Origin of the sequence: Pseudonocardia sp. ICBG1034 (genome assembly GCF_020131375.1) — a bacterium.
Classification (GTDB): domain Bacteria; phylum Actinomycetota; class Actinomycetes; order Mycobacteriales; family Pseudonocardiaceae; genus Pseudonocardia; species Pseudonocardia alni.
Map to the genome: position 1 here is coordinate 1 of NZ_JAHLEK010000010.1, position 23643 is coordinate 23643.

Consider the following 23643-nt stretch of genomic DNA (forward strand, 5'->3'; position numbering starts at 1 on the left):
TGCCACCCGAGAAACTCACTCCGATCACCGCGGCGTCGTCGCAGGCTCGGGCGACGGCACGGCCGAAGGCCGGGGCCAGGCCGGCCCCCGGCCGGCAGTGCCGGCCGGGGGCGCAGCCAACGAGGCGCCCTCCCACGGATAGAACTCGCCGTAGAGCACCGGCGGCGCAAACAGCAGGGCCACCGCGTCGAGGTCGACCGTGGGCTGGGCGCATCCGCGTAGCCAGGGGCCGACCTCGGTGGAGAACGCCTCGCTCATCGTTACCGCGCCCCGAACAGCAGAGCGCGAACCAGCGTGTAGACCCGCGACGGGGTGCTCACGGCGAGGTTGTCGCCGCGAATCCCGCGGCCGTGGGAACCATCTCCGGGAGAAGACTTCGCTGCCATGTTGACCTCCGTGCTCATCGTTTGCCGGCCCCGGTCGGGGTGGGCGCCACGTCCGGGACCGGTCCGGCTGACCGGTCGGGCGGACCAGCTCGCCCGAGCGGTGTGGGATCGGCCGCCAGGCCGACGAGCGCAGCGAGCTCGTCCCACCCGGGCGGCGCGGGTGCAGGCCGATCGGGCGCAGCGGCAAGGACCGGTCACAGTGGCCAAGCCCATCTCCGTCCCGGGGCGGGGATCGATGGTCACGTTGGGCTGGCTGCTGGGGTCTGGGTCGGTGCCGTGCGGACCGAGGAAGAGGCGCACATCAGCGACGGAGTTGCGCGCGGGGGTGCACCGTGCGGAGGGTCGGGGACCGGTCAGCAGCGGGTCCGGGACGCGTTCGGACAGTTCGTCGTGTGTGTGCCGCCCTTCGGGCATGCAGAGCACGACCTGCAGTGGGAGAACCAGTCCCCGCAGGACGGGCACCATCCGTACGACCGCGCCGCGTTGTCCCGCCCGGCGGAGGTAGCACTAGCGCTGTCGCTGGTGTCGGTGAGGACGGCGGCGGTGGGTATCACGGCTCTCCTAGGACGATCGGACGGGACGGGCTCGGGGTGGGCTGTCCGCGGGGTTCCTGCGGACGTCGTGCGCTGGCCCGGCCGGGCTGGCGCTTGTCGTCGGGTGACGGGGTGGGCTCGGCGGGCGCCGGGCCCACCCCGGTGGGTGATGGCACGACAGGTCAGCCGGACCAGCACCGCCGCGCTCGCGCCGAGTCCCCGACAGGCCCGGTCCGGGAGGGGCCGAGCTGTGTGATCACGGCCGAGTGATCAGCCAGTCTGCTCACCAGACCGGACCTGGCTCGTCAAACAGGGCCGCGAGGTCAGCCTCGGCAACGAGTGGTCCTTCCATACCAGCGGCCACGACGTCTTCCGTGCGGTCGATGAACTCGATGAGCTCGTGGCTGGGTAGGCCGATCTCGGCTGTTCCGCTGGGTGATCGGAGGGTGATGAGTGTCCAGTCGTGCCGCGATAGAGCGTGGGTACTGATCTGGACGTCGCGGGCAAGGTGCTGAGCGGCGTCGTCCACCTCGGACGACGCCCCGGTGAGCCCGGCCGAGAGCAGCTCCCGGCCGATGCACCAGGTCACGCTCGTGGTGTCACCGCAGGTCCGGAATCGCACCTCCAGCTCGAAGGGGCGGCTGCGGCGGTAGGTCATCTCGACGTGGACCGGCAGCTCACGAATGCCGGGCTCGGGGGCCAGCTGGAGCTGGTAGATGCGCCCGATGACCTGGGTACAGATCTTGTTGAGACCGACACCGCCGCGGTCGGGCTGAGTGTCGGTCATCGGGGCCCCTCCAACTGCTGCTCGCGGCGGATCTGGCGCCGCTCCCTCTCGGACGCGCCGCCCCAGATGCCGAATCGCTCGTCGTGCTCGATGGCGTAGGTGAGGCAGTCGTCCCGGACCTCGCAGCGATCACAGACGCGCTTCGCGTCCCGGCTGGATCCCCCCTTCTCGGGGAAGAAGGCGTCGGGGTCGGTCTGGGCGCACAGTCCGTGCTCCCGCCAGTCCGGCTCGGAGGGCGGGGGTTCGCTGAGGAGTGCCAGCAACAGGTGGTCGAAGTCCTCCGGGACGTAGGCGAGGCCCGGGCGCTGCGAGGAGGCCGTGGCGCTCCCCGGGCTGGGGGCGGACAGCTGAGACACTTCGTTCTCCGATCGATGAGGTCGGAGCGGCCCGGGCGGGATCTGTGGAAGGTGAGCGCTCGGGCCGCCTCGTGTGATGACGACGTCAATTAGCCAGTACAGTACCAAGTACCGTACCAATTAGCGAGTGGTGTCGGTGCGCCTTTCATCCGGTCTGGCTTTCAGTCCCGGCCGGTTCCCACTGCCCGTGAGCGATCTTGTGGGCGACGCCCATCTCGGCGAGCGCGCCGAGCGACTTGGACACGGCGGGTGCCTTGAGACCGGTCGCGGCGACGATCTCGCCAGTGCGGCGACAACCGGCCTGGAGCGCGCGTAGAACCTCCTGTTGGCTGGCGGGGAGCCCTTCGATGTCCGGGGCGGCCTGCGGGCCGTCGGGAGCCGGCGAGCTGGTCGGTCGTGGGCGCAGCGCGACGACGTTCTGCGCACTGAGCGCGGACGGGATCTGGAGTCCTTGCATGAACGCCGGCAGAGCGGCCTCAACGGCGTCGCCTACGGTCGTGGCAGGGACGTCGACGGGTTCGCCGGACTCCTTCCGGCGCCGCCAGGCGTGGAGCTTCTCGACCTGCGCGGCAAAGCGGGCGCCCGGGCTCTGCTCGATCGCGGGCTGGAAGTCGCGCATGGCCAGGGCGGTGTTCTCGTCGAGCGCGCATGACGGGAGAGCTGTGGCCCATTCCCCCAGGTCGGGAGCCCAGGCGACGCGGCCCATCGACAAGCGGCCACCGGCGATGGCGAAGCAGTAGCCACCTCCAGGAGGCAGAGACCCTGGGGTGACGGCCATCCCGCCGACCACCGCGTTCTCGCTGCGGTTCATGTTGCGGAAGGCGAACAGGTTGCGGGCCATCAGGTAGCCACGCAGCACGGTGCTGTTGCCGTAGTCGCCAGCGAGCAGGGACTGGGTCCCGACGACCACGGCGACGCCGTACTTGCGGCCGATCCGCACGACACGTTCGAGGCGCGGGATGAAATCCTGCGATGCGAGCCAGGCGTCGGTGCTGAGCCGCTGCAGCTCGTCGATGATCCACATCAGGCCGGGGATGGTGGTGCTGGGCAGCAGCTTACGCAGGGGGCTTTGCTGCGAGGGGTCGGTGATTCGAACCGGGCCGTCGGGGCCCTCGGTGAGGGTGGACTTGAGCAGGCTGCGGATCTCGAGGGCGGCCTCGATGGCTTCGAGCTGGGCGAGCACCTGGCGGGGCCCGGCCTCGGCCCAGTCGCTGATGTCGTTGAGTACGGGGCTGGACCCTCCGTCGGGGTCGCCGTCGCCGAACAGCAGGTGCCAGACAGCGCTCTGCTTGATACCGAGCCCGATCGCCTCGAGGCAGGCTGACTTTCCCGATCCTGGCTCACCGGTGACCAGGCCGTTGCGCACGCCGATGTCCTCGACGGCGTAGAACTGCATGTCGCCCTCGCCGTCTGCGAACGGGCCGAGGGGGATGACGCCGTTGTCGTAGCGCGGGCCTCGGTAGGGGATGCCGCCGGAGAGCAAGTCGCGCACGATGACGGTCAGGTAGGCCCAGGCTTCGTTGTCCTCGTGCGGTTCGATGATCAAGTTCTTCGCCGAGACGCCGAGCGCGCCAGCGATGCGGGGGCGGCGGCCGAACACGTCGTCGAAAGAGGCGTCGCCGGCCGGGGTGCGCACGGTCCAGCGGATGGCGCGGCTGAGATCGACGCGGTCGGTGAGCATGGATCCGGGCAGTGCCTTGCCGCGGCGGCTGACGCTCTCGGACCAGCGCTGGGCCAGCGTGTCGCCGTAGTCACCGCTGGTGGTCTCGTCGCTCGCCTCGGGCAGCTGGGGAGCGTTGAGGTCGACGTCGGGGATGCTGTGCTGCTTCATCCAGCTGGCCCAGGTCGCGGCAGCGCCTCCGGCGAGCAGCGCCGTCATCGTCCAGTTGGCGGGGCCGACGGCAGAGGCGGCGGTGATCCAGGCCGCGGTGCCTGCGCCCGCGGCCCAGGACTGCCGGCGCCAGAAGGCCGGGATGCGGCTGTGGAGCAGGGCGCGAGCACCGGCGATCGCTCCGAGGGAGGTGAGACCGATGCCGGTGGTCGTGGCCAGCTCGGCGCCGGGGCCGGCGGCGAGGCCGACGAGTTCGGTCAGACCCCAGCCGAGGTAGCCGGCGGCGGCCGTGGCGGAGGTCGCCAGGTAGGGGGCACGGCGGGCGGCGTTCTCAGCTCGGATGTGATCGTGGTGATCGCTGATCGCCGACCGCCGGGGCGTCTCCTTGCGCAGCACAGTGGTGGGCTGGCGCACGGCGAGCTCGGCGGAGGGAGTGGCCGGGCTGGTGTCCTCGTCGACCAGGCGCTGCAGGGCGCGGGCCAGGACCTCTGGGGTGAGGTTGGTGCCGGCGACGCTCTGCTGCCTGGGCATCGCAAGTCCCTTCGTCGTTGTGGTGCTGGAGTGCTTGTCGGAGTGCCACCGCTCCGCCGCGACGCGGGTGCCCAGCGACCGGGGTCAGTCCTGGGGGCGGGGCTGTCGGGCTAGGAGCGAGTGCCGATGTAGGTGCCGTTGACGGTTCCGGCGAGGGTGTCGTCGCTGAGCACCTGGTCCTGGGTGTTGAGGTGCCGGCCGAAGTGGGTCTTGGCCTCACCGGCGGAGCTGGTGAACAGCTGGGCGTTCTCGCGCATCTGCTCGAGCAGGCGGATGGGTTCGCCGCTGACGCCTGCCTGCGTCAGGGAGGCGACGGACTGATCGAGCTCGGTCAGAAGTCGCTGACCGACGTTCTGCATCTGCTCGCAGAAGTGGTTGGCACTGCCGGGATCGAGGGTCTCGCCGCTGGTCAGGTTCGGGTTGGCGCCGGTCATCGGGATGTCCTTCCGGATGGGGTGGATCGTGGCGGTGGACTGGTGTTCGGCCGCGGACCGCGGCTCGGGCTCGGTGTCGGGCTCGGTGTGGATGGCTTCGGGCTGCTGGGTGTGGTCGGGTTCGTGCTGGTTGGGCTTTTCGGGGTCCTCCGGGGGGCCGTCGGTCGGGGTCTCCTCGACCGGTGCGGGTTTGGTGTGGTCGGTGGGCGGGGCTGGGGTCGGCTCGGCGTCGATGACGACCGGGTCGGCGTTGTCCGTGCGATGGGGTGGGCGTTGGGCGGTGGTCGGCCGCGGTCGCCAGTGCGGGTCGGTTGTGTCGCCGAATCGCTGGCGGAGGTTGCGGGCCAGGCGCTGTCGCAGCAGGTCGCCGTCGGCGTGGCGCTGGTGGCGTTCACGGCGTCGCTCGGTGGCGTAGCCCCAGGCGTCGGACCACCACTCCCCCATCGCTGCCCGGGCGGGCCCGGGCGAGCGAGGGCCGCGGGGATGGGCGATGCGATCGGCGATGCGTTGGGCCAGTGCGTCGCCGACGCTGGGGCCGGTGCGGCGGGTTTCCCGGGCCATCCGGCGCTCGTGGGCGCGTTCGGCGCGGCGCTGGCGGTCGCGCAGGCGCGGTGGTTCGGTGCCGCGGGCGGTGGCGATGAGCTCGGTGCCTGCGTAGCGGGCGAGTCCCCAGGTGATGAGCGCGACCAGCACGAGCGTTTCCATCGTCGATCACCCCACGAACCACTGCTGGGCGATGGATCCGGCGTTGCCCATGCCGGTGGCGACCAGGCGGTAGAGGCCGTAGAGGATCGGCACCCCACTGGCGAGACCGATGGTCGGCGCCGCGAGCGCGAGCCAGGGATGGATGCGGTTGGGCCTGGCCGTCTTCGGGAAGATCCCCTTGATCACGACCTCGAGGGTCATCACGATGGCGATCCCGCCGAGGATGACCGCGCCGCCGAAGCCGAGCAGGCGGGTCGCCAGGGGGGTGGCGTTGGCCGCTACGCCGTAGGCCTGGGCGATGAGCGCGCCGATGAGGCCGCCGAGGCCGGTCCCGGCAATTAGGAAGAGCAGGCTCGTGGTCTTGCGCATGTCGTCGTGGTAGTAGAGCCAGAGGCCGAACAGCAGGGCCAGTGCGGCGATGCTGCCGGTGCCGGCGAAGGCTGCAGCGTTCATGTCGGACTCCTCAGTTGATCCAGCAGAAGGGCGGCCAGTAGGGCCAGGTCAGGAACTCGGGTATGAGCAGGCGGACAACCGGGATCTGGTCGAGCGCGGTCGCGACGTTCAGCAGTAGGAAGGCGACCGTCCAGAGGCGACCCGGGGTCCGGGCGGCCCAGGCGATCAGGGCGCCGATGACCAGGACGGGCGCCTGGATGCACCAGACGTGGACGACCGCGGCGCGGCGCAGCGGGCCGGTCCGGGTGGTCGTCCAGGCGCCCTGACGGGCCAGGGCGAGGCTCTGCTTCAGGCTGGCCGGCTGCTCGTGCACGAAACGCAGCTCGGCCGCCGCGGTGGTGACCGCGTGCAGGGCTCCCTGGCGCCGATCGGGCACGGTTGGCCACCCGGCACGCGGTCGGTCGACCTCGACCTCCGGCTCGCCGTCCGGGTTCGCGGCCGGGGTGGCCGCAGTGACACGCGGGCTGGGCAGGGCCGGGGTCTCCTGTTGGCCCGAGTCGGGCGCCGCGGTGTCGAGGGCGGCGTCGTGCTCGCTCATGCGGTGTCCTTCCTCGGGCTGAGGGGCTCTCGTGCCTGCATGCGCAGAAGGTGGTCGCCCGCTTCGATGAGCTGGCCAATCACGGCGGCGACGAGTTCGGCGGCGGCGTCAGGCCGGGGGTGGCGCCGGCTGGCGGCACCTCGGAAGTAGTCGAAGGCGCACACGGCTCGTTCGATGTCGGTGGTGGTCTTGGCGAATCGGGTGGCGAGCGCGGCGCGGCGGCGGTCCGGGCGGGAGCGACGCAGCGTGGGTGGCAACTCGCCGGCCGCGGCCGCGTTGCTTCTGCGGTGCCCGCTCATCCCAGGCACCGCAGGTCGTAGAGCGGCAGGCCGGTCTCGGCGACGGCGATCTCGGCGAGGTAGGCATGGCGGGCCAGGCCGCCGATCCGGTCGGCGAGCTCGAGCACGTGCGCCCAGATCTGGTGCGGGTCGTCGACGGGGGCGTCGATCGGCTCGCTGGTCCGGTGGCGTTCGGAGCCTGTGACCAGCGTGATTGTGATCCGGTCGGACATGAGGTGCGCTCCTGGAGATCGGAGGGGTCCCCTCCCCGGCGCCTGGGGGTGCGGCGCCGGGGAGAGGACTTGCGGCGGTAGCGCCCCGGGCCGGCGGCCCGGGCGCATGGTTGGCGCTACCGCGGGTCGAGGGTTTGCTGGACGAGCTCGTAGGCGTCGCCGGCGAGCTGGGAGCGGACCTTGCCCACGCCGAACCGCTTGCGGATCGCCTCTCGCGACGGTGCTCCAGAGGCAGAGAGTGGAATCTGCTGGTCGTCGATCGCGCGACGGGTCCGCTCGTAGAGCACGACGGTGTCGGCGGTCTGGTCGGTCAGCCGCGAGGGCTGCAGCTCCTCGTAGAGCTCGGCGAAGATCGGCCGGAACACCGAGTGCAGCAGATGCTGAACGACCACCGCCGCAACGACCAGCAGTGACGGCAGGGTGTGGGCCATAGTCGACCCCGCGTCGAAGCCGTAACGCAGACCCCACGGGACGACCGTCAACACCAGCGAGGCCAGCGCGAGGCCGCCGTCGAGGACGTAGAGGCCTCGGGGGACCTGCCGGCTGTTCTGTACTGCGGTGAAGCCGATCAGGAGGCTGACGACCAGCAGCACCGACGCCATCGGCTCGATCAGGTAACCCACCCACGGCCCGTCCATGCCGACGACACCGTCGTGCACGGTCGCCGACATGAATACCACTCCGAAACCGATGAGGGTTGGAGGTACGCAGGACAGCGCGACGTAGCGGCGATAGGTCGCGGCGAGGCGCCGGTTGGGGTTGAGCAGGCGTTCCTTGCTGGTCCGTGCCCTGCCGACCCAGCGAGCTTCCTGCCTGTCGCGTCGGGTGCCGGCGACCTCGGCGAGCGCGGTCCGGCGCCGCTCGGCCCGCCGGGCACTGCGGATCCGCTCGGTGACCTTGCGGTCAGCTCGCCGCTCTCGCTCGGACAGTGCTTCGTGCAGGGCCGGGTCGTCCTGGAGGGCGACGAGGCCTCGAGCCTGGTGAACCTGGCGAGCCAGCGCCCGGACCTCGTCGGTGTCGGCGACGCTTTCTTCGACCGGGTCGTCCTCACGCGTGGTGCCGGAGGGGATGAGCTCGCTCCCCCACTGCTCGGCCGAGAGAGTGGACGGCGGCGTCGGACGGTGGCCGTTGCTGGTCGGGGCGCTCATCGGATCCCCGCTCGTCGTGCCGCGCGACGCCGCAGCAGCGCGTTCCGCTCGTCCTCGCTGAGTCCACCCACGACGCCGTGGGTGAATGCGCCGGGCCGAGCCAGCGCCTCGGCCCGGCAGGCCTGGAGCACCGGGCAGTGACGGCAGATGGTCTTGGCCTCGGCGATCTGCTGCAGGGCCGGCCCAGCGGTGCCGACGGGGAAGAACAGCTCGATCACGTCGGTATCGGCACACGGCAGACGGCCGGGCACCGCCTGAGAGTCGACGCTTCTGGGTACGGTCTTCATGGGCGCCTGGCTTCCTCGTGATGGGGGATCAGTCCGGTTGTCTGCTCAGATGCCTCGGCGGTCGCACCCGCCGGGGCATCTCTACTTCCAGACTAGTCCGTGACTAGTCGCGAGTCTAGCCCGAGGTTTCCGCGACTAACTCTGCGCGCACAGAAATGGCCCGCGCCCAGCTAATTTGCTGATCGCGGGCCTTAGTCTTCGTGCGACTAGCCTGGAGTGCTCAAGGAGAGGTCGGCGCGGAGGCGGTCGAGCAGGGCGAGTAGAGCGGGTCCGTGCTCTGCGGACCGCTGTTGCTCGGCGAGGAACTGCTCGTAGAGCTTGACGTCGGCTGGATCGGTCACTTCCTGCTCGGCGGTGAGTGTCTCGATCTCGACGGTCGTGGGTGCGTCGTCGTAGCGCAGGAGTACGAAGGAGTGCAGGGGGCGGACCTCGGCACGCTCCTGCGTCTCGCGGGAGAGCACACCGATGCGCACGTTGGGGAGGCTGGCCAGCGCGGCGATGCGGTCGAGCTGAGCGAGCATCACGGAGGCTGGGCCGGGACGCCATCGCAGCGCGGTCTCGGTCATGACCAGGTCGAACTGCTTGGACTCGTCGAACAGGACTGTCTGACGGTTCATCAGCGACAGCACCGAGGCGGGGATCTCCGCGGCGGGGAGCAGGCTGTGGATCTCGCGCAGTCTGCGCGCGTAGTCCGGGGTCTGCAACAGCCCGGGAACGACCTCGGACTGATACACCCCGATCCCGCTGGTCGTTGCGTCACGCCGAGCCCTGGCGTCCTGCTGGCTGGGCCCGTCGGGGCGGTTACTGTTGCGCCACGGCCGTACCCGGGTCCCCGCCTCCTGGGCGAGTGCGCGCAGCTCTGCACGGACGTCCTCGTCGGCGTGGACCGTGTCGAGCCACTGCTCGATGTCGGCAAGTACGAGGGCGGAGTGGCCGTTCTCCATCTTGGAGGTCTTGCTCTGCGACCAGCCGAGCTGCTCACCCAGGGCCGCAGCCGAGAGCCCGGCGGCCTGGCGGAGCTCCTTCAAGCGCGCCGCCAGGCGCTGGTGCTGTGGGTGGATGTCGGCGTGGGTCAAGGGGGTTAGCTCGCAGCGCGCTCAGGGGTCTCGGCACCCGATCGTGGGGCCGGGACCAGCCGGTAGTCGTCGAACGGGACGGACAGCTCGACCGCGCGCCGACGGATGGCGATGTAGGGGGCGGGATCGCTGGCTTGAGAGACGCCGAGGAAGTTCCCTTCGTCATCGAAGTGCTGCAGCACCACGATCCGCTCGTCGAACATCCAGAAGTCCTGCCGAGTCCAGGCGTCGTCGCCCGTGCTGAGCCAGTGTCGGTCCAGAATGCGGACTTCCTCGCCGGCGCGGATGTTCTCCCGGGGGTAGCAGAGCAGCTGGAACCGTGTGTAGTCGGTGACCGGGTGGCCGAGCAGCCGGACCCGGCCGAAGTACTTGCCCCGGCCGACCTGGGCGTGGACGTTGGCCAGCCAGTCGTCGTTGTCGACCGTGCGCGCGGGGAACGGCTTGTCGGCGAGGAAGGCGTCGAAGTCCGGGTCCTCGCCGGGGATTGCGTAGACGTCGCGGCATTCCAGCCGGAACGCGGAGTGCTCGTAGGTGCGGTAGAGCTCGTCCAGGTCTTCGGGGGTCATACGGCCTCCCTCGTCGCTTCGTCGACGGCCGTGAGCACGTCGCTCACCAGGATCTCGTGGGCGCGTTCTCCCTTGGGGCACACCAGCGTCGTCGGGGTGCCGGACACCACGAACCACTCCCCCGCCGCTCGGATGGTCTCGGACCGCGGCGCCGGCACGGCACCGACGGACAGGCCGTGCATCTGCAGTTCGCGCGCGGCGCGTTCGACGATGTCGCGCGGCACCCGCACCGTCCGAGCGGACGCGATGTAGCCCTGCACGATCACCGCCCCCCGCTCGGTCAGCCATGCGGTCGGACAGTTGCCGTTGCGGCACTCCATCGTCCCGGCGAGCAGCTGCATGCTCATGAGTTCGCCTTCCCGTTGAGCCGCGATCCTAGTACCTCGAAGACTAAGTGCGACTAGTCGGGCTGGCAACGGTGTCGGACAGAACGGGTCCGAGCCCGTCGGCGAGCTTAGAAGGCGTGGAAATTTTCTGGCCTCGCACGCGCACGCGTACGTCGCGTTGTCCGGGCCCGCCACCGCAGTAAGAGGTCGCGAGGAAATTTCCCGGCGCCCTGGGGAGCGGCTCGGTGCTCGGTGTGTGTGCAACGGACGCGCCGCCGCCGCGGACCGCCTCGTCGGCGACGTCGACCGCGAGCGCGCCTGGCCGCTTTCCGCCGTGGCACGGTCTGCTCGTTGCTCGGCGGTCTACTCCCGGACCTCGTGCAGCTCCTGAGGCAAACGGACCCACGCCGGCCGGTCTCGGTATGGCCGGATGCCGCGGCTGTGGCGAGTGAGGGATGTCGAGTGCCCACGACGCAGGCGACAGCGCGCGCCCCGGCTCTCAAGTCCTGGGGGGCACTGAGCGCGAGCACAGGTGCTTCCTACGCTCGTTGCCACCGCGCCCCGGCCCCGCCAGGGCGCGGGGGTCAGCCGGGCGAGGGCGTCTCGATCCTGGGGCGGGTCGCGGGACTCACGGGCTCGACGGGCCGCGCCGAGCTCGCCTCTGGGAATCACGGTCCGCAAGGTTCTCCGGGTGTGGGCGCCGGGTCTTCACGACCTCCAGGGCCGGCGCCACCCCCACAGCTCGCCCCGCCACCTTCGCCGAGGGTCGGTGGACGAAGACCACCGCCGTCCCGCTCGAGCCGGGAGTTTCTCTGAGACCTAGCCCGGCGCGCGGAGTGACGCCCACGCGACACACGCGTACGCGCGAGGCCGGCCGTCGGGCAGCCACGTGCTCGGTCACCCCGCCCCCAGGTTGCGACGCTCCCGCATCGATAAGACCGGGGCCACAGGCCCACCACTTCCGAGTCGTTGAGCGCCTCGAGCCGCGCCGGATCGTCAAACGGTGCTCTGGAGCACCGGACGAGGCGATACTCGGCTCCGACCGCCTGGCACGCACTCGAAGTGGCTCGCCACCACGACGCTGACCAGCGCATATCCTGCAGGTCGTCTACTCGGTAGCGCCCGCAGACAGCGCCGAACTCGCATATCGGGCATAGCTCACTCTCAGTGGGGCTGACTGAGCTGTCGTTGCCGACTCCTCCCGCTGCCACCGGAGAATACGTAGTCGCTGGTCAGCCGCACATTGAGTCCGGACCTGATAGTAGAACTTCGCCTCGGCGATCAGGTCCGCGCGGCGACCCCGCAACCGAGGGCGTTCCAGCTGGTCAGAGGTCGTCTGTAGGGACTCGAACGGATCTCTCGCCACCGAGGACGCAACCGCAATGACACGCCGGGCGCGCGGGGCCGGGATAGCTGCGCCCGAACGCGGTGACCACGCCTCGCGGCGATGCGCGACACCACCTCGTCAACCGATGATTCTCGGTCCCTCGCACCAAAGCCGTCCCTTCGGCCCCACGGCCGGGGCCAGCGTCAGAGATGCGCTGGTCCGGCTGGGTCTATCCGGCCGAAGGACGCTGGCGTGACGGCGCCTGCTGCACCGGCGCGGACACTCTCAGCCGGGGCCTCACCCGGCAGCTTGGACACGTAGTAGCCCACCTCCGCGGAGGACACACTCACTGCAAGTGCTCAGTCAGAGCGCCGACATCGGTACAGTTCTCGGTACCGGGCCGAGGTGAGGAGGGCAGGGATGCGCGAGAGTTCGCTGGTCGCCAGGCCAGACGAGCGCGGACATGAGGTCCTGGTCGCCTACCGGCCGGTGCACTTCACGTTGGGCGACACCGCGCGCGCAATGAACGCCGTCGTGGACCCGCACTTGCGGAAGGTCTCCTCCCGCGCTCGTGTTGGGCGCAGCCGAGTCCGGGATGTCCTGCGCCAGATCGCGACCGACGGCTGGCCCGAAGGGTTCGCGGCCGACCCCGATCGGGTCGATTACTGGCGAAAGTGGCTGGTCGCGCAGGGTGTATTCCAGGCCGACGACTGAAGCCGCCGTCGCTGCGTGAGCGATAACCGGGTTATCGGTCCCCGCTCCCCCGCTGCAGCGTCGTTGGGTGGTCGCCGTCTCGCGCGGCCTCGGCGCGCGTTGCTGGCGAGAAGCTTCTTCGGCGCCCTCGAACCCAAGCAGCGCTCCCGGTCCGGTAGCGCCAACATCGATAGGTCGCAGCTCCCAAATCGACGGCGCGCTGACGGCGATAACCCGGTTATCGCGCGGCCCTGACTCGGAACCGCACACGCCGGGGGATGACCGCGGAGCACGGACCCACAGCTGGCATCATCTGCTCTGACTTATCCGAAGTAGCGGCCCAACTCCGGGCCGTGAAGTCCACGGAGAGGTGGCCATCTTGGCCAGAGTTCATGCTGTGTGCTGCCAGAAGGGCGGCGTCGGCAAGACCACGATCACCGTCAACCTCGCTGCTGTCGTCGACCAGGTGCTCGGAGGAGACGATCCATCCGTCCTGGTCGTAGGCACCGACCCGCAGCGATCCATGGACTGGTGGGCAAGCAGGGTCGGCGATGACATCCCATTCGCCTACACCGAGACCGACAGCCCCAGTGATCTGGAGAGGTTGCGAGACGCCGACTTCTCGCACGTGTTCGTGGACACCCCGGGCAGCCTGGAGAATGAGCACATTCTCCGGTCGGTCCTGAAGAGCGCCGACGACGCGATCGTCCCGATCACGACAGAGCCGCTCACCTTCGTACCTGCCGACACGACCATCACCCAGGTCATCGAGCCCCTGGGAGTCCCCTACACCGTGGTCGTGAATCTCTGGGATCCACGCGACGGCCGGGTCGATCTCGACGACACCCTGACCTTCGCCCGCAAGAAGAACTGGCCGCTCGCGAACTCGGTCATTCGTCGTTACAAGATCCACAGTCGGGCGGCAGCAGAGGGTGTCGTCTGCACCCAGTACGCCAAGAGCCGTGTGGCCTTGGAGGCCCAGCAGGACATCCTGCGGCTGGCGCTCGAACTCGGCTACGGGCGCACCCGATGAGCGAGGCGGCCGCGAGCAGCGCGGACTCCGCAGTCGGGTCGTCGACGAAGAAGCGCAAGCGCGGGCGGGTGTCCTTCGGCTCCGACGTCTTCGCCGCGCAGGCCTCGCTCCAGACAACACCGGATCCCGGCGTGTCCCAGCGCCGCATCCCGCTTTCCGACCTGGCCCACAATCCGCGCAACCCTCGCTACGGGTACGACGACGACCCCGCGATTCAGGAGCTCGCCGACAGCCTCCGGGAGCACGGGCAGCTGCAGCCAGCGACGGTGGTCGCTCGGGATGTCTACCTCGCTCACTACCCGGAGGATGCGGATCAGATCGGGAGCGCGGCGTGGGTGGTCCTCATCGGAAACCGCCGGCTCGCGGGGGCCCGCTTGGCGGAGCTGCCTCACCTCGTCGCCTCGATCGAGGACCGACTCGGGGGAGCGGACCCGATGCTGGCAGAAGCCACGCTGGTCGAGAACATCCACCGTCAAGACCTTCCCCCGCTGCTGGAGGCCCGCGAGCTTCAAGGTCTCGTGGAACGACATGGCTCGCAGCGCACGGCGGCGAAGCGGGTGGCGAAGACTCAGGCCTGGGTTTCGCAGCGGCTGTCGCTGCTCAAGCTCACCCCTGACCTGCAGGAGAAACTCCGCATCGGCGAGATATCGGTGAAGGAAGCTCGAACCGTGGCCTCGGCATCGCCGGAAGAACAGGCGGAGAAGCTGGAGGCGTTGCGTGGTCAGTCGACGGAGGGGGAGCGCGCTCGACCTTCCAGCACTGAGTCGCCGGACCAGCCCGCGAACGACTCGCCTTCTCCCGCTCCAGCGGCGGACCAGCCCGATCGGGATGCGGCGGTCGACGTCGACAAGATCGCGCGCCGCCTGCGTCGACAGCTCGACGACGACGGACTGCAGGCTCTGATCGATGCACTGACAGCGCTCCGACACTGAGGTGATAACCCGGTTATCGTCGCGCCGTACGCGGTGGAGCGATAACCGGGTTATCACCATCGGCCGAGCCTCAGCCGTGGGCGAGGTCGGAGAACCTGCTGTAGTGCAGCTGGTGGGCGACGGTGATCGTCGTGGTCGGGCCGTTACGGTGCTTGGCCAGGATCAGGTCGGCCTCACCGGCGCGTGGATCGTCCTGCTCGAACGCGTCGGGGCGGTGCAGCAGCACCACCATGTCCGCGTCCTGCTCGATCGAGCCGGACTCACGCAGGTCGGACAGCATCGGCCGCTTGTCGGTGCGCTGCTCGGGACCACGGTTCAGCTGGCTCATCGCCACCACCGGGACCTCGAGCTCCTTGGCCAGCAGCTTGATCTGCCGGGAGAACTCCGAGACCTCCTGCTGACGGGACTCGACCTTGCGGCCCGAGGTCATCAGCTGCAGGTAGTCCAGGATGATCAGCTTCAGGTCGTAGCGCTGCTTCATCCGGCGCGCCTTGGCCCGGATCTCCATCAGCGTCAGGTTCGGCGAGTCGTCGATGTAGAGCGGCGCCTCGGAGATCTCCGACATCCGCCGCGCCATCCGCGTCCAGTCCTCGTCCGACATCCGGCCGGCGCGCATGTCGGCCAGCCGGATCCGGGCCTCGGCGGACAGCAGGCGCATGACGATCTCGGACTTGCTCATCTCCAGCGAGAAGAACGCGCTGGTCATGCCGTTCTTGATGGAGCAGGAGCGGGCGAAGTCCAGACCCAGGGTCGACTTGCCCAGACCCGGCCGGGCCGCGACGACGACCATCTGGCCCGGGTGCAGACCGTTGGTGACCTGGTCGAGGTCGGCGAAGCCGGTCGGCACACCCGTGGACTGGCCGCCCCGGGAGGCGATCGCGTCGATCTCGTCCATCGTGGGCTGGAGGAGCTCCTCCAGCACCGTGTAGTCCTCGGTGGTGGTGCGCTCGGTGACCTCGTAGACCGCGGCCTGGGCCCGGTCCACCGCGTCGTCGACGTCGCCGCCGTCGGCACCGTGGTAGCCGAGCTGCACGATCCGGGTGCCGGCCTCGACCAGCCGCCGCAGGACCGCCTTCTCGCCGACGATCTCGGCGTAGTACGCCGCGTTCGCCGCGGTGGGCACGGTCGCGATGAGGGTGTGCAGGTAGGGCGCGCCGCCGAGGCGGACGAGCTCACCGCGCCGCTGCAGCTCCGCCGAGACCGTCACCGCGTCCGCGGGCTCGCCACGGCTGTAGAGGTCCAGGATCGTCTCGTAGACGGTCTGGTGGGCGGGCCGGTAGAAGTCCTCCGGCTGCAGGACCTCCACGACGTCGGCGATCGCGTCCTTGCTCAACAGCATGCCGCCGAGCACCGACTGCTCGGCCGTGAGGTCCTGCGGGGGCTGACGGTCGAACGTGTCAGGTGGTGCGCCGGTGTCGCCACTCTTGTCATAACGCGCGGACATGGCAGTCATCGGAGCCTCCGGTGAGCGCGTGGGAGAGGCCGGGAGGTGCGTTCGGCCCGTGCCCGGGCGAGCGCGCGCTCGTGAGCGGTTCGCCCTTCATCGAGGGCGTCGCTCTCGTGGTTGCGCGGTGAGCTGGTGTCCGGCGAGGCGCTTGAGGCGGGCCCGCCCCCGTGACCATCCGCCGGATCGAGCAGCGGGGGAGTGGCTGTGCGGCGGCTGCGCCCTTCGTCGAGTGCGCGGCTGATCCGGCGGTAGTAGCGCTTGCTGCTTTCGACTGTGGCGACCTCGGCGGCGGGGCGGACAGCGTTGCGGCGGGCGGTGAACTCGGCGGCCCACTGACGGACAATCGCAGAACGGGCGGCGCGGTGGTCGTCGCTGCTGATCTGCAGGTCGGTGGGGGACAGGTCGGTGGCGCCGTAGGGCAGTCGTTGGGCGGCGGCGTGGCCGCGGACGAGGGCGGCCGAGCGGCGCTGGCGGGAGTCGACTGTGGGTGAGACGAGCGGGCCGTGTCCGTCGCGCCACCAGCTCAGGCGATGGCGTAGCCAGCCGTCGGGCCTGCGCAACTGGCTGGCTGGGCAGCGGTGGGCAGGGATGGCGCGGCCGTCCTGGCGGGGCCGGTACTCGAGGGCGTAGCGCAGGTCGTTGTTAGTCCAGCCGGCTTCCCACCAGCCCCGCACGATGGCGCGAATCCAGCGAGGTGTGAGTCGCCGTAGTGCGGGGTCAGATCGCAGCTCGGTGGCGGCAGCCAGCATCTCCGCTCTGGTCACTGGCACCCGGTTCCCGAAGTAGCCGCCCTGCTGTTCGTCTTGGCCCGGCCCGGTAGGGCCGTAATAACCCGGGAAAGGGGGCTTGACCTGGGGATTGTGGATGCGCGTGCTCGCGCGCGTAGGAACCACAGATTTCGTCTTAGAAGGATTATTAGGTGAGTGGGTTGGGGTCCAAGTTGTGTCCTGTCTGCTCTCTGCAGCAGCCACGAATGGCCCGGGTGCTACGGCCGGAGGCAGCGTCGGGATGGCCCTGTCTGTGGCCTCCACAGCTGGAACACGCAGCTGGTAGACCGCTGCCCGATTCCCGCTCAGATGTTGCAGGGCCATGGGTCGATACTGCGGAGTGGACCCTCCCTCGACGCGTAGCAGCCAGCCCTGGCGCTGCAGCTCGGCGAGCCAGGCAGCAGTCGAGCTTCGACGCCAGCCGCTGGACCGCTGGAGACGGTCCCAGGTCGGCCAGCTGGTGTGGGTGTCCCAGTCGGCTCGCCGAGCTAGCTCGGCGAGCAGGCCACGGAGCCGGCTGGCAGCGTCACGTCGGACCTGCTGATACCAAGAGGAGGACAGCAGCCCTCGATACCAATCCAGCGCCGTACGGGGGATCAGGGACTCAGCTAAACCCAGGGACCCGGGCTCCTGTAGCTCGCCGGAGGAGCCGGATCCGTTGAACTCTGCGGGGGACGCCTCGCCACCGCTGGCGAACCAGCACCTGCCGCAGACCACCGAGCGCAGCGGAGTATCCCGCTCAGTCCCGGAGCGCCGTCGGCAACTTATGCACAGCTGGGGGGCTGGAATGGCGACGCCATCCCAGCCCGTCGAGGTGACCGAGGAGACCACCTGGTCGAACAACGCGCGTTGCTCGACGAGGAGAGGTGTTGGGGAGGAGTTGTGCGAGGTAGGACCGGTAAACGAGTACCCGGCAACGACAGGTCGGCGTCGCAGAGACGCCACTGAGGTGCCGCTGGCAGTCGGGCACGACGAAGTCGTCCCGTGTCTGTCATGGTCGCCGCCCGGTCCAGGGTGTATCCTGGACACGCGAAAGCGCCCCTTCTTCGCAGGTGGGGGATTGGCCCCGGTTCGCCAGGGCTACGGCGTCAGGCGGGTGCATGACCGACTGGCGCGAGAGCGATAGCGAGGCGGCCCCCTGGCCGGGGGGCCGCCTCGATCTCGTTACGAGGCCTTGTCTAGAGGCAGCTCCAACTCGTTCTGCGTCGCTCGCTCGCGCGGGGACAAGCAGTAGTCGGGGATCGCGAACCCGAGAGCTTCGCCGAACACCTTCGTGACAGCGTCGCCTACGGCGATCCCGTCACGACGAGCGATGGCCTCGGCGGCCTCGCGCATCGGACGGGGGAGACGGACGTGAGTCGCGACTCGGTCTCCTCGATGCGGTTGCGGCATGGGGACTTTCTACCCGATCAGAGCAGTCAGAGGGAACGCGACGCGCCGAATCCGATTCCGGTTTGCTGTCGATGACCGCCGGTCTGGCGGACTGGGTTTGGAAGGGGTCGTCGATGTTCCGAAGTTCAGCGGACGTCGCCTTGTCGGCGAACCCAGTGGGCTAGCAACGGGCCGGGTACGTCGGCGTGCACGACGGGGACGCCCTCGAGTTCATGCAGGTCCGGTAGCAGGTCCGTAGGCAGGATCCACGTGACGTCGTCGGCGAGGTTGTGGCGGCGGAGGCGCGAGAGGACTGGGCGGCCCGCGCATAACGAGCGGGCCGCGACCTGGGGGTCGGTTTCCGTGCTCATGACATCAGTGTGAGCGGTCGGGACATGATGGTTGCGGCGGCGCGCGGGCAAATCTGCCCCCCGGTGCGGGTGGGGTCGGCGATCACGCAGCTTGGGTCGCACTGAGCGTTGGTGCAGGTCACTGCGTGGTACCGGCGCTGCATCCAGCTCATTGGCGCAGCGTGACACGGTGCACCGACACTTTCGCTTTGGCTGGTCGAGCGCTCGTTGCGGTTCAGTAGCCGCTGTCGTAGCCGGAGGGCCGGTCTTGATCAGGTCGGTTCTGCAAGGGGTCGACCTGTGTGCCGGTGTCTCGCCGCGGGGGCCGAGTGGCAGGTGCCGCTGGTGTGCGCGTCTGCTCCTGCGTATCGGCGGCGACGCCGCGGCGGGCAGCGTCGACGGCGCTCCTGAGGTGCTGCATCGCTGTCTGGAAGCTGGGCGGCTCATGAGGTGCCGGCCCATCGTGGTGGGCGCTGCCGGCGTCGACGTGGTCGGGGAGGGAGTGGTCCGGGGTTGTGGGGAGCAGTGCGATCCAGTGCTGCGCGGGTTCGGCGGGGTCCAGGCCGGCGACAACGAGCTGGTCATAGACCTGGGAGAGCAGGGCACGGTCGCGGCGCCGGACGAACGCATCGAGCACCTCGCTGAGGCCCGGGTCGCGCTGGGGAGCCTTCGTGATCCAGGCGCGGATGTCGTCGGCGAACGCGGCGATGGCGTGCGTGCGTTCTGGCTGGGTCTGCTGGGCCGGTGCTCCTGTCCAGCGGGGCCGGGCTTGCACGGCGGCGTCGTGCACGGCGAGTAGTGCCGCTACCTTGACCGCTTCTCGTACGCGGGCGTCGCGGTAGGGCGGGGTGATGAGCGCGGGGTTGTATCCCCGCAGCGGCGCCGGCTGGCGGCGTTGCGGTCCCTGGACCGGGCCGGTGGTGTCGATGGCGGCGGGGCTGGTGTCGGGGCCGTGCAGGGTGTGCTCGATCGCGGCAACGGCTTCTGCCGCGCCGAGGGTCAGCTCCGGTTCGGCGGGGAGCTCGGCCAGGGGGTAGCCACGCCAGCGTGTGTCGGCGGGCAGGTGCAGCGCATAGCCGGTCTTGTTGCCGGGGTGCGGGTCGTCGGGGTGGGTGCCATGGATGGCGTAGCGGCCGTGGACCTCCACGTCGGGGTAGGCGGCGGTGTAGAGCTCCTGGATGGTGCCCTTGAACGAGTTGTCGACGAAGGTGAGCACCCCGCCCGCGGTGGGGACGCCTGCGTCGTCGAGGTAGTCAGACAGGGCCTGGAACGCACCTACGGTGGTGGCGGGATCGATCCGGTCCCGGACCCGGAAGGCCTCCACAGCGTGGAAGCGGGCGCCGGTCCGGTCTTCGAGGTCGGTCAGGGCGGCGTCGACCACGGCGCGGGACAGCACGATCTCGACCGTGTGGGTTTCGGCGAAGTCGGGGTCCAGGCCCCGCACGGCGGTGGCGTAGGGATGCCCGTCGCGGCCGAGGAACACGATCCGAGCGCCGCGCTCGTCGACGTCGCGGTGCAGGTCACGCAGCATCTCGGCAGAGACCGCGGTGACGAACTGGGCGTGGTGGGTATGGAACACCCGGTAGGCGCGGGCGATCGCGTCGCGCTCCGCCTCGGTGTGCAGCCCGTAGGCGTGTGCGATCGCCGCCACGCTGTCCGGGCCGCCGGGTGTGCCGGGGCGTGGGGTGCTCAGGCCGGCCGCCGCACCCCGGCCCCGGACACCACACCAGCACCGGCCCGGGCCCCGGCGCCGCTCAGGTCGACGGTGCCCGCCGCGGCCGGGGTGGCCGGGTCGAGGGCGTGTTCGAGCCAAGCCATGAACGCCGGGTAGTCCGCGCTGCGGCTGACCCGCAGCCCCGTACCCGCCGCCCCACCCGCGTCGCTGGCGTCGGGGATGCTCCAGCGGCCGATGTCGTCCATCGCGATGCGCGCGGTCGCGCTGCGCACGAACGGCAGCCCGAGCGCGGCGGACAGGGTCAGCGCGTCGTGCTGCAGCGTCGAGTCGTGGTGGTCGCGGTACCAGCGCTGCAGGTGCCCCTCCAACAACACCGCCCACGACTCGGCACGGCCGGCAAGACGGCGGTGCAGCGGGTGGGTGGCGTGCACGGCGATCTGGTCGGTGAAGGTGGTGTCGGACAGGACGAACCGCGGCTTGGCCAGGCGCCCGTCGGCGACCGCGGCCAGCACCCGGCGGGCGGCGTCGACGTCGAGACGAATGTTGTGCTCGGCCCGTTCGGGGCGACGGTAGTGGATCGCCCCGCCCATCTGGGTCACCTGCAACCGGCCGGCGATCTCGGGGAGGTGATCACACACCTCGGCCAGGTTCGACAGCGGCGCCATCCCGACCCACCGGATCGGGCCATCGCACCGGCCGGCGAGCTCGGCGACCGCAGCCAGCACAGCATCCCGGCCGCCCGGCGCCGGGGCGACGGTGGCCGGAATGAGGTCCTCGACGCAGAAGTAGTCGGTGTGTCCGGTCGTCGCGCCGGCAGCGACCGCGATGTCGCCGCGGCCGACGACATCAAGCAGGTACCGGGCGAACCGGGCCCGCTGCCCGTATCCCCGCCCAGCAGGGTGGGGGGCGCGGTGGTCGGGGCCGGTCTCGTCGGCGGTGATCACCAGCGCGAGTTCGCGACTGTGGCGGGCGGCCGCGACCAGGGCGAGGGCGTCATCGGCGTCGCCACCGATGTCGGTGTCGATGACCATCGGCGCGCCCACCGCGGGAGCGCGGAGCTCGGCGGTCTGCAGCTGGGTCGCGGTGTCGGCGAGCGTGGTCTGGGGCAGCCGACGCCCCAGCGCGATCATGGCCTCGCGGTGCTCACGCACCTGCTCGGCCGACAGGTCGTCCTCCGGGCCGTTCATCGGTGCCACCTCCCCCGATCTAGGTCCAGTCTAGCGGCTCAGTACTGCCGAAACCGGCTCACAACGCGGCTGTCTGTCGGCATGGTTGTCAGGGGTCGGTGGACACTGAGACCTACGTCGATCAGCTGAGATCCCTTGGCTGATCGGCGCGGATCTTTGCCCGGCCCGGCGATGAGGAGGTTGTCGTGCGAGCACCGATCATGACCACGCAGCGAACGACGCCAGGGAGCCCGGAACGCCTGCCGACGCCGGGCGAGCAGGAACCCGGCTACCTGGGAGCTCGTAGCCGGCTGCCGGCGCGGAGCCCACACCGGTGGAGGCTGCGCGATGAGGCCGTGCTCAGTTACGGGCTGCTCGGCTGGGAATCGGTGCTTCACGCTCGGATCTATGTCCCGGAGGTTGCAGATGGGACCGGCATGGCGGGTGGCACCGAGCCGGGAACTGAGCCGGTGGCCTTGCTTGCGCAGTTCGGGGATCACCGCGGGATGTCGATCTCCAATTCGATCGCCGAGGCTGCTGCTGCGGCGCAAGCGCGCTTCTTCCCTGACGGGGCGATGATCCGGTTTGCGCTGTTGGTTCCTTACCGCTCTCCGTGGGTGACACCTACCTGGGGTTTGCCCATGTTCGCTCGCGAGGTGGGCTTCGACAGCCGGCTTCGTCGTTCTCAGTGGTGGCAGCATCGCCAGGAACGGCGTGTGCGCCGGGATCGGCAGCGGACGCGTCCGGCAGTGACTGAGGTCAGCCCGGAGGGCGTCACTCGTCACGAGCTTCCTGGAGCCGCTCCTTCTACGAACCCGTGGGAGTTCCACGGGGCGCGCCATCGCCCGGATCTCGGCCTGGAACTTCCTCGCGATGAGCGGAGTGCCTTGTCGGATGACGACCGCGTCGCTGTCGGACCGTCTCGCTGGGTACGCCCAGCCACGGTGCGGATCCCGGCGTTGCTCGGCGAGACTCGTGTCGCGACGTGGCCTGAGGAGCTCTACACCGCCGAGCTGATCGGCGGCCCCGAGGCGGGCGCCCTCGCTGAGTCACGTCATGCCGCGATCAAGGCGAAGTATGAGGCCATCAACGCGCTGACCGATCCCCGCCCGGATCGCTATTGGGAACTCGAGTAGCTCGCGTGCGTCAGACGTGATGAGACCCCCGCTGCGGGGGTGCTGCAGCGGGGGTCTCGGTTGCGCGCCGTGTCGTTGTGCGTCGTGTCGTTGTGCGTGGCTACCCCGATTTTCGGCGCGCAAGGGGGACGGGGGTCAGCCCCTCGGTGTCAGATCCTCGCCGCCGAGTCCGACCAGCGTGGCCGGCAGCGGTGGGCGGCCTGCGGGGTCAGCTGCGACAGGGTCGGATGGGTTCCGGCCGTACATCGCGGTCCAGGGGGTCCGGTACTGCACCGCGTGTTCGCCGTGGCCGTCGGTGGGGTGCCAGGTCGACACCGAGACCACCAGCGCCCCGCAGCTGCTGCAGGCACCGATCGCGGCCGACATGCGTTCGCCCGGGCGTAGCGGCTCGGCGAGGTGGCTCCACTCGATCGGCTCGAGGTCAGCCGGGTCTGCTCCGCTCGGCGCGATCGGGCCGGAGCCGATCAGGCCGTGGACCTGCGCGCCGGGGTGAGTGCAAGTGCTCATCGGGGTGCTCCTCGTCGTGGTGTCTTTCCCCGAGCCAGGGAGGTCGTTCCCCGGCGTTCCTGGGCGGTCTGGCGGGCAGGCCGCCCGTGGCCGGCTCCCCGGCCCGTGTTGTCGGGATGGGTCCTGCCTTGGTTGTGCTGATGTCCGCACGGTTCTACTTGGCTTCGGGTCGTCGGTGCAGCTCAGGTGCGGCGCCACCACCAGGGGAGTGACGGGTCGGCGGTGGGATTGTTCAGGGTCTTGTCCAGGAACCGGGCGTCGAGCTGGGCGATCTGGCGGCGGAGCGATGCGCGACGATGCCGAGGTAGGGCGTGCAGGGCCTGCTCGAGGACGTCTCGGCTGAACGGGCCGATGAACTGGACCCAGTCGTTGTTCTCTCGCTGGAGCGTGGAACGTGGCTTGAGGGTGACGCGACGCCACGAGAGAAGATCGGTGCGGACGCTGCCCGAGGTGAGCCGTGGTCGGTCGAGTCGGTCGAGCGCCCGGCTGGTCGAGAGCGAGACACCGCGTATCGCAGTCGGGCGCGGCTGTCGCTGGTTTCTCGCCCGTACCTGGGCTGGGCGCCTACGCGGCATGGACCTTACGGATCGGAGCCATGCCTCCAGCCTCCCAGGATCCGGCAGTCGGGAAGAAGGTCAGGGGGGTCCGCCCTGTTCAGGGCCGTCTCCCGCGGGCGGATCTGCCTCGTTTCGGTCGTCGTGGGCGGCGCACCTGGTCACTTCCACCTGTGCGGCTGAGACACGCGATAATCTTCCGTTATCTGACCTATCT

At 69.9% G+C, this 23643-nt stretch carries 23 protein-coding genes; 4 read left to right on the forward strand and 19 right to left on the reverse strand.

Features of this window, described 5'->3' with window-relative positions:
- Nucleotides 1-24: 24 nt before the first annotated feature.
- The 14 genes from KPF22_RS00510 to KPF22_RS00575 all read right to left on the reverse strand — a co-directional run bounded on the left by KPF22_RS00510 (nucleotide 25) and on the right by KPF22_RS00575 (nucleotide 10483).
- Nucleotides 25-258, reverse strand: a complete 234-nt coding sequence (locus tag KPF22_RS00510) for a hypothetical protein (protein ID WP_224400929.1) — start codon at nucleotides 256-258, stop codon at nucleotides 25-27.
- Nucleotides 259-1202: 944 nt separating this feature from the next.
- The gene (locus tag KPF22_RS00515) at nucleotides 1203-1706 is read right to left on the reverse strand and encodes an SsgA family sporulation/cell division regulator (RefSeq protein ID WP_179763171.1); all 504 of its coding nucleotides are present in this window, start codon (nucleotides 1704-1706) and stop codon (nucleotides 1203-1205) included.
- Complete coding sequence (locus tag KPF22_RS00520) at nucleotides 1703-1972, reverse strand: WhiB family transcriptional regulator (protein WP_179763270.1); 270 nt, start codon at nucleotides 1970-1972, stop codon at nucleotides 1703-1705. Before KPF22_RS00520 ends, KPF22_RS00515 begins: the two co-directional genes overlap by 4 nt.
- 235 nt (nucleotides 1973-2207) lie before the next feature.
- Nucleotides 2208-4424: an ATP-binding protein gene (locus KPF22_RS00525; protein WP_100877213.1), complete on the reverse strand. Its 2217-nt coding sequence runs from the start codon at nucleotides 4422-4424 to the stop codon at nucleotides 2208-2210.
- 110 nt (nucleotides 4425-4534) lie between these two features.
- Nucleotides 4535-5563, reverse strand: a complete 1029-nt coding sequence (locus KPF22_RS00530; protein ID WP_157818144.1) for a hypothetical protein — start codon at nucleotides 5561-5563, stop codon at nucleotides 4535-4537.
- A gap of 6 nt (nucleotides 5564-5569) precedes the next feature.
- Nucleotides 5570-6016, reverse strand: a complete 447-nt coding sequence (locus tag KPF22_RS00535) for a hypothetical protein (RefSeq protein WP_100877211.1) — start codon at nucleotides 6014-6016, stop codon at nucleotides 5570-5572.
- Between the two features lie 10 nt (nucleotides 6017-6026).
- Nucleotides 6027-6554 (reverse strand): hypothetical protein, encoded by a 528-nt coding sequence (locus KPF22_RS00540; protein ID WP_179763170.1) that lies wholly within the window; start codon nucleotides 6552-6554, stop codon nucleotides 6027-6029.
- Nucleotides 6551-6853, reverse strand: a complete 303-nt coding sequence (locus tag KPF22_RS00545) for a hypothetical protein (protein WP_100877209.1) — start codon at nucleotides 6851-6853, stop codon at nucleotides 6551-6553. The genes KPF22_RS00540 and KPF22_RS00545 overlap by 4 nt, the downstream gene beginning before the upstream one ends.
- Nucleotides 6850-7065: a hypothetical protein gene (locus tag KPF22_RS00550; RefSeq protein ID WP_100877208.1), complete on the reverse strand. Its 216-nt coding sequence runs from the start codon at nucleotides 7063-7065 to the stop codon at nucleotides 6850-6852. The genes KPF22_RS00545 and KPF22_RS00550 overlap by 4 nt, the downstream gene beginning before the upstream one ends.
- 116 nt (nucleotides 7066-7181) lie before the next feature.
- Complete coding sequence (locus KPF22_RS00555; protein WP_100877207.1) at nucleotides 7182-8213, reverse strand: hypothetical protein; 1032 nt, start codon at nucleotides 8211-8213, stop codon at nucleotides 7182-7184.
- The gene (locus KPF22_RS00560) at nucleotides 8210-8500 is read right to left on the reverse strand and encodes a WhiB family transcriptional regulator (RefSeq protein WP_100877206.1); all 291 of its coding nucleotides are present in this window, start codon (nucleotides 8498-8500) and stop codon (nucleotides 8210-8212) included. Before KPF22_RS00560 ends, KPF22_RS00555 begins: the two co-directional genes overlap by 4 nt.
- A gap of 206 nt (nucleotides 8501-8706) precedes the next feature.
- Nucleotides 8707-9576, reverse strand: a complete 870-nt coding sequence (locus KPF22_RS00565; protein ID WP_100877205.1) for a helix-turn-helix transcriptional regulator — start codon at nucleotides 9574-9576, stop codon at nucleotides 8707-8709.
- Between the two features lie 5 nt (nucleotides 9577-9581).
- Nucleotides 9582-10142 (reverse strand): DUF6879 family protein, encoded by a 561-nt coding sequence (locus KPF22_RS00570; RefSeq protein ID WP_100877204.1) that lies wholly within the window; start codon nucleotides 10140-10142, stop codon nucleotides 9582-9584.
- Entirely contained in the window at nucleotides 10139-10483 is a 345-nt protein-coding gene (locus tag KPF22_RS00575) for a hypothetical protein (RefSeq protein ID WP_157818143.1), read from the reverse strand. Before KPF22_RS00575 ends, KPF22_RS00570 begins: the two co-directional genes overlap by 4 nt.
- Nucleotides 10484-12215: 1732 nt before the next feature.
- Here KPF22_RS00575 and KPF22_RS00580 point away from each other — a divergent pair.
- From KPF22_RS00580 to KPF22_RS00590, 3 genes are all read left to right on the forward strand, one after another.
- The gene (locus tag KPF22_RS00580) at nucleotides 12216-12509 is read left to right on the forward strand and encodes a hypothetical protein (RefSeq protein WP_100877202.1); all 294 of its coding nucleotides are present in this window, start codon (nucleotides 12216-12218) and stop codon (nucleotides 12507-12509) included.
- A gap of 349 nt (nucleotides 12510-12858) precedes the next feature.
- A complete protein-coding gene (locus KPF22_RS00585; protein ID WP_208622866.1) occupies nucleotides 12859-13521 on the forward strand; it encodes a ParA family protein in 663 nt (220 codons plus the stop codon).
- Nucleotides 13518-14453 (forward strand): ParB/RepB/Spo0J family partition protein, encoded by a 936-nt coding sequence (locus KPF22_RS00590; RefSeq protein ID WP_100877201.1) that lies wholly within the window; start codon nucleotides 13518-13520, stop codon nucleotides 14451-14453. Before KPF22_RS00585 ends, KPF22_RS00590 begins: the two co-directional genes overlap by 4 nt.
- 70 nt (nucleotides 14454-14523) lie before the next feature.
- Here KPF22_RS00590 and dnaB read toward each other — a convergent pair whose 3' ends face one another.
- The 4 genes from dnaB to KPF22_RS00610 all read right to left on the reverse strand — a co-directional run bounded on the left by dnaB (nucleotide 14524) and on the right by KPF22_RS00610 (nucleotide 21250).
- On the reverse strand, nucleotides 14524-15897 hold the full coding sequence (gene dnaB, locus KPF22_RS00595; RefSeq protein WP_100877200.1) for a replicative DNA helicase: 1374 nt from the start codon (nucleotides 15895-15897) through the stop codon (nucleotides 14524-14526).
- 5 nt (nucleotides 15898-15902) lie between these two features.
- Nucleotides 15903-16649 carry a hypothetical protein gene (locus KPF22_RS00600; RefSeq protein WP_157818142.1) on the reverse strand — a complete coding sequence of 249 codons (747 nt, stop codon included), beginning with the start codon at nucleotides 16647-16649 and terminating at the stop codon, nucleotides 15903-15905.
- Nucleotides 16650-18623: 1974 nt separating this feature from the next.
- Complete coding sequence (locus tag KPF22_RS00605; protein WP_157818141.1) at nucleotides 18624-20039, reverse strand: ABC transporter permease; 1416 nt, start codon at nucleotides 20037-20039, stop codon at nucleotides 18624-18626.
- 38 nt (nucleotides 20040-20077) lie between these two features.
- Entirely contained in the window at nucleotides 20078-21250 is a 1173-nt protein-coding gene (locus KPF22_RS00610; RefSeq protein ID WP_100877230.1) for a nucleoside hydrolase, read from the reverse strand.
- 185 nt (nucleotides 21251-21435) lie between these two features.
- On the opposite strand from KPF22_RS00610, the gene KPF22_RS00615 reads away from it, so the two are divergent.
- The gene (locus KPF22_RS00615; RefSeq protein WP_157818140.1) at nucleotides 21436-22365 is read left to right on the forward strand and encodes a hypothetical protein; all 930 of its coding nucleotides are present in this window, start codon (nucleotides 21436-21438) and stop codon (nucleotides 22363-22365) included.
- A gap of 135 nt (nucleotides 22366-22500) precedes the next feature.
- Here the strand turns inward: KPF22_RS00615 and KPF22_RS00620 are convergent, their stop codons facing one another.
- A complete protein-coding gene (locus KPF22_RS00620; RefSeq protein ID WP_224400930.1) occupies nucleotides 22501-22872 on the reverse strand; it encodes a hypothetical protein in 372 nt (123 codons plus the stop codon).
- Nucleotides 22873-23643: the final 771 nt, after the last annotated feature.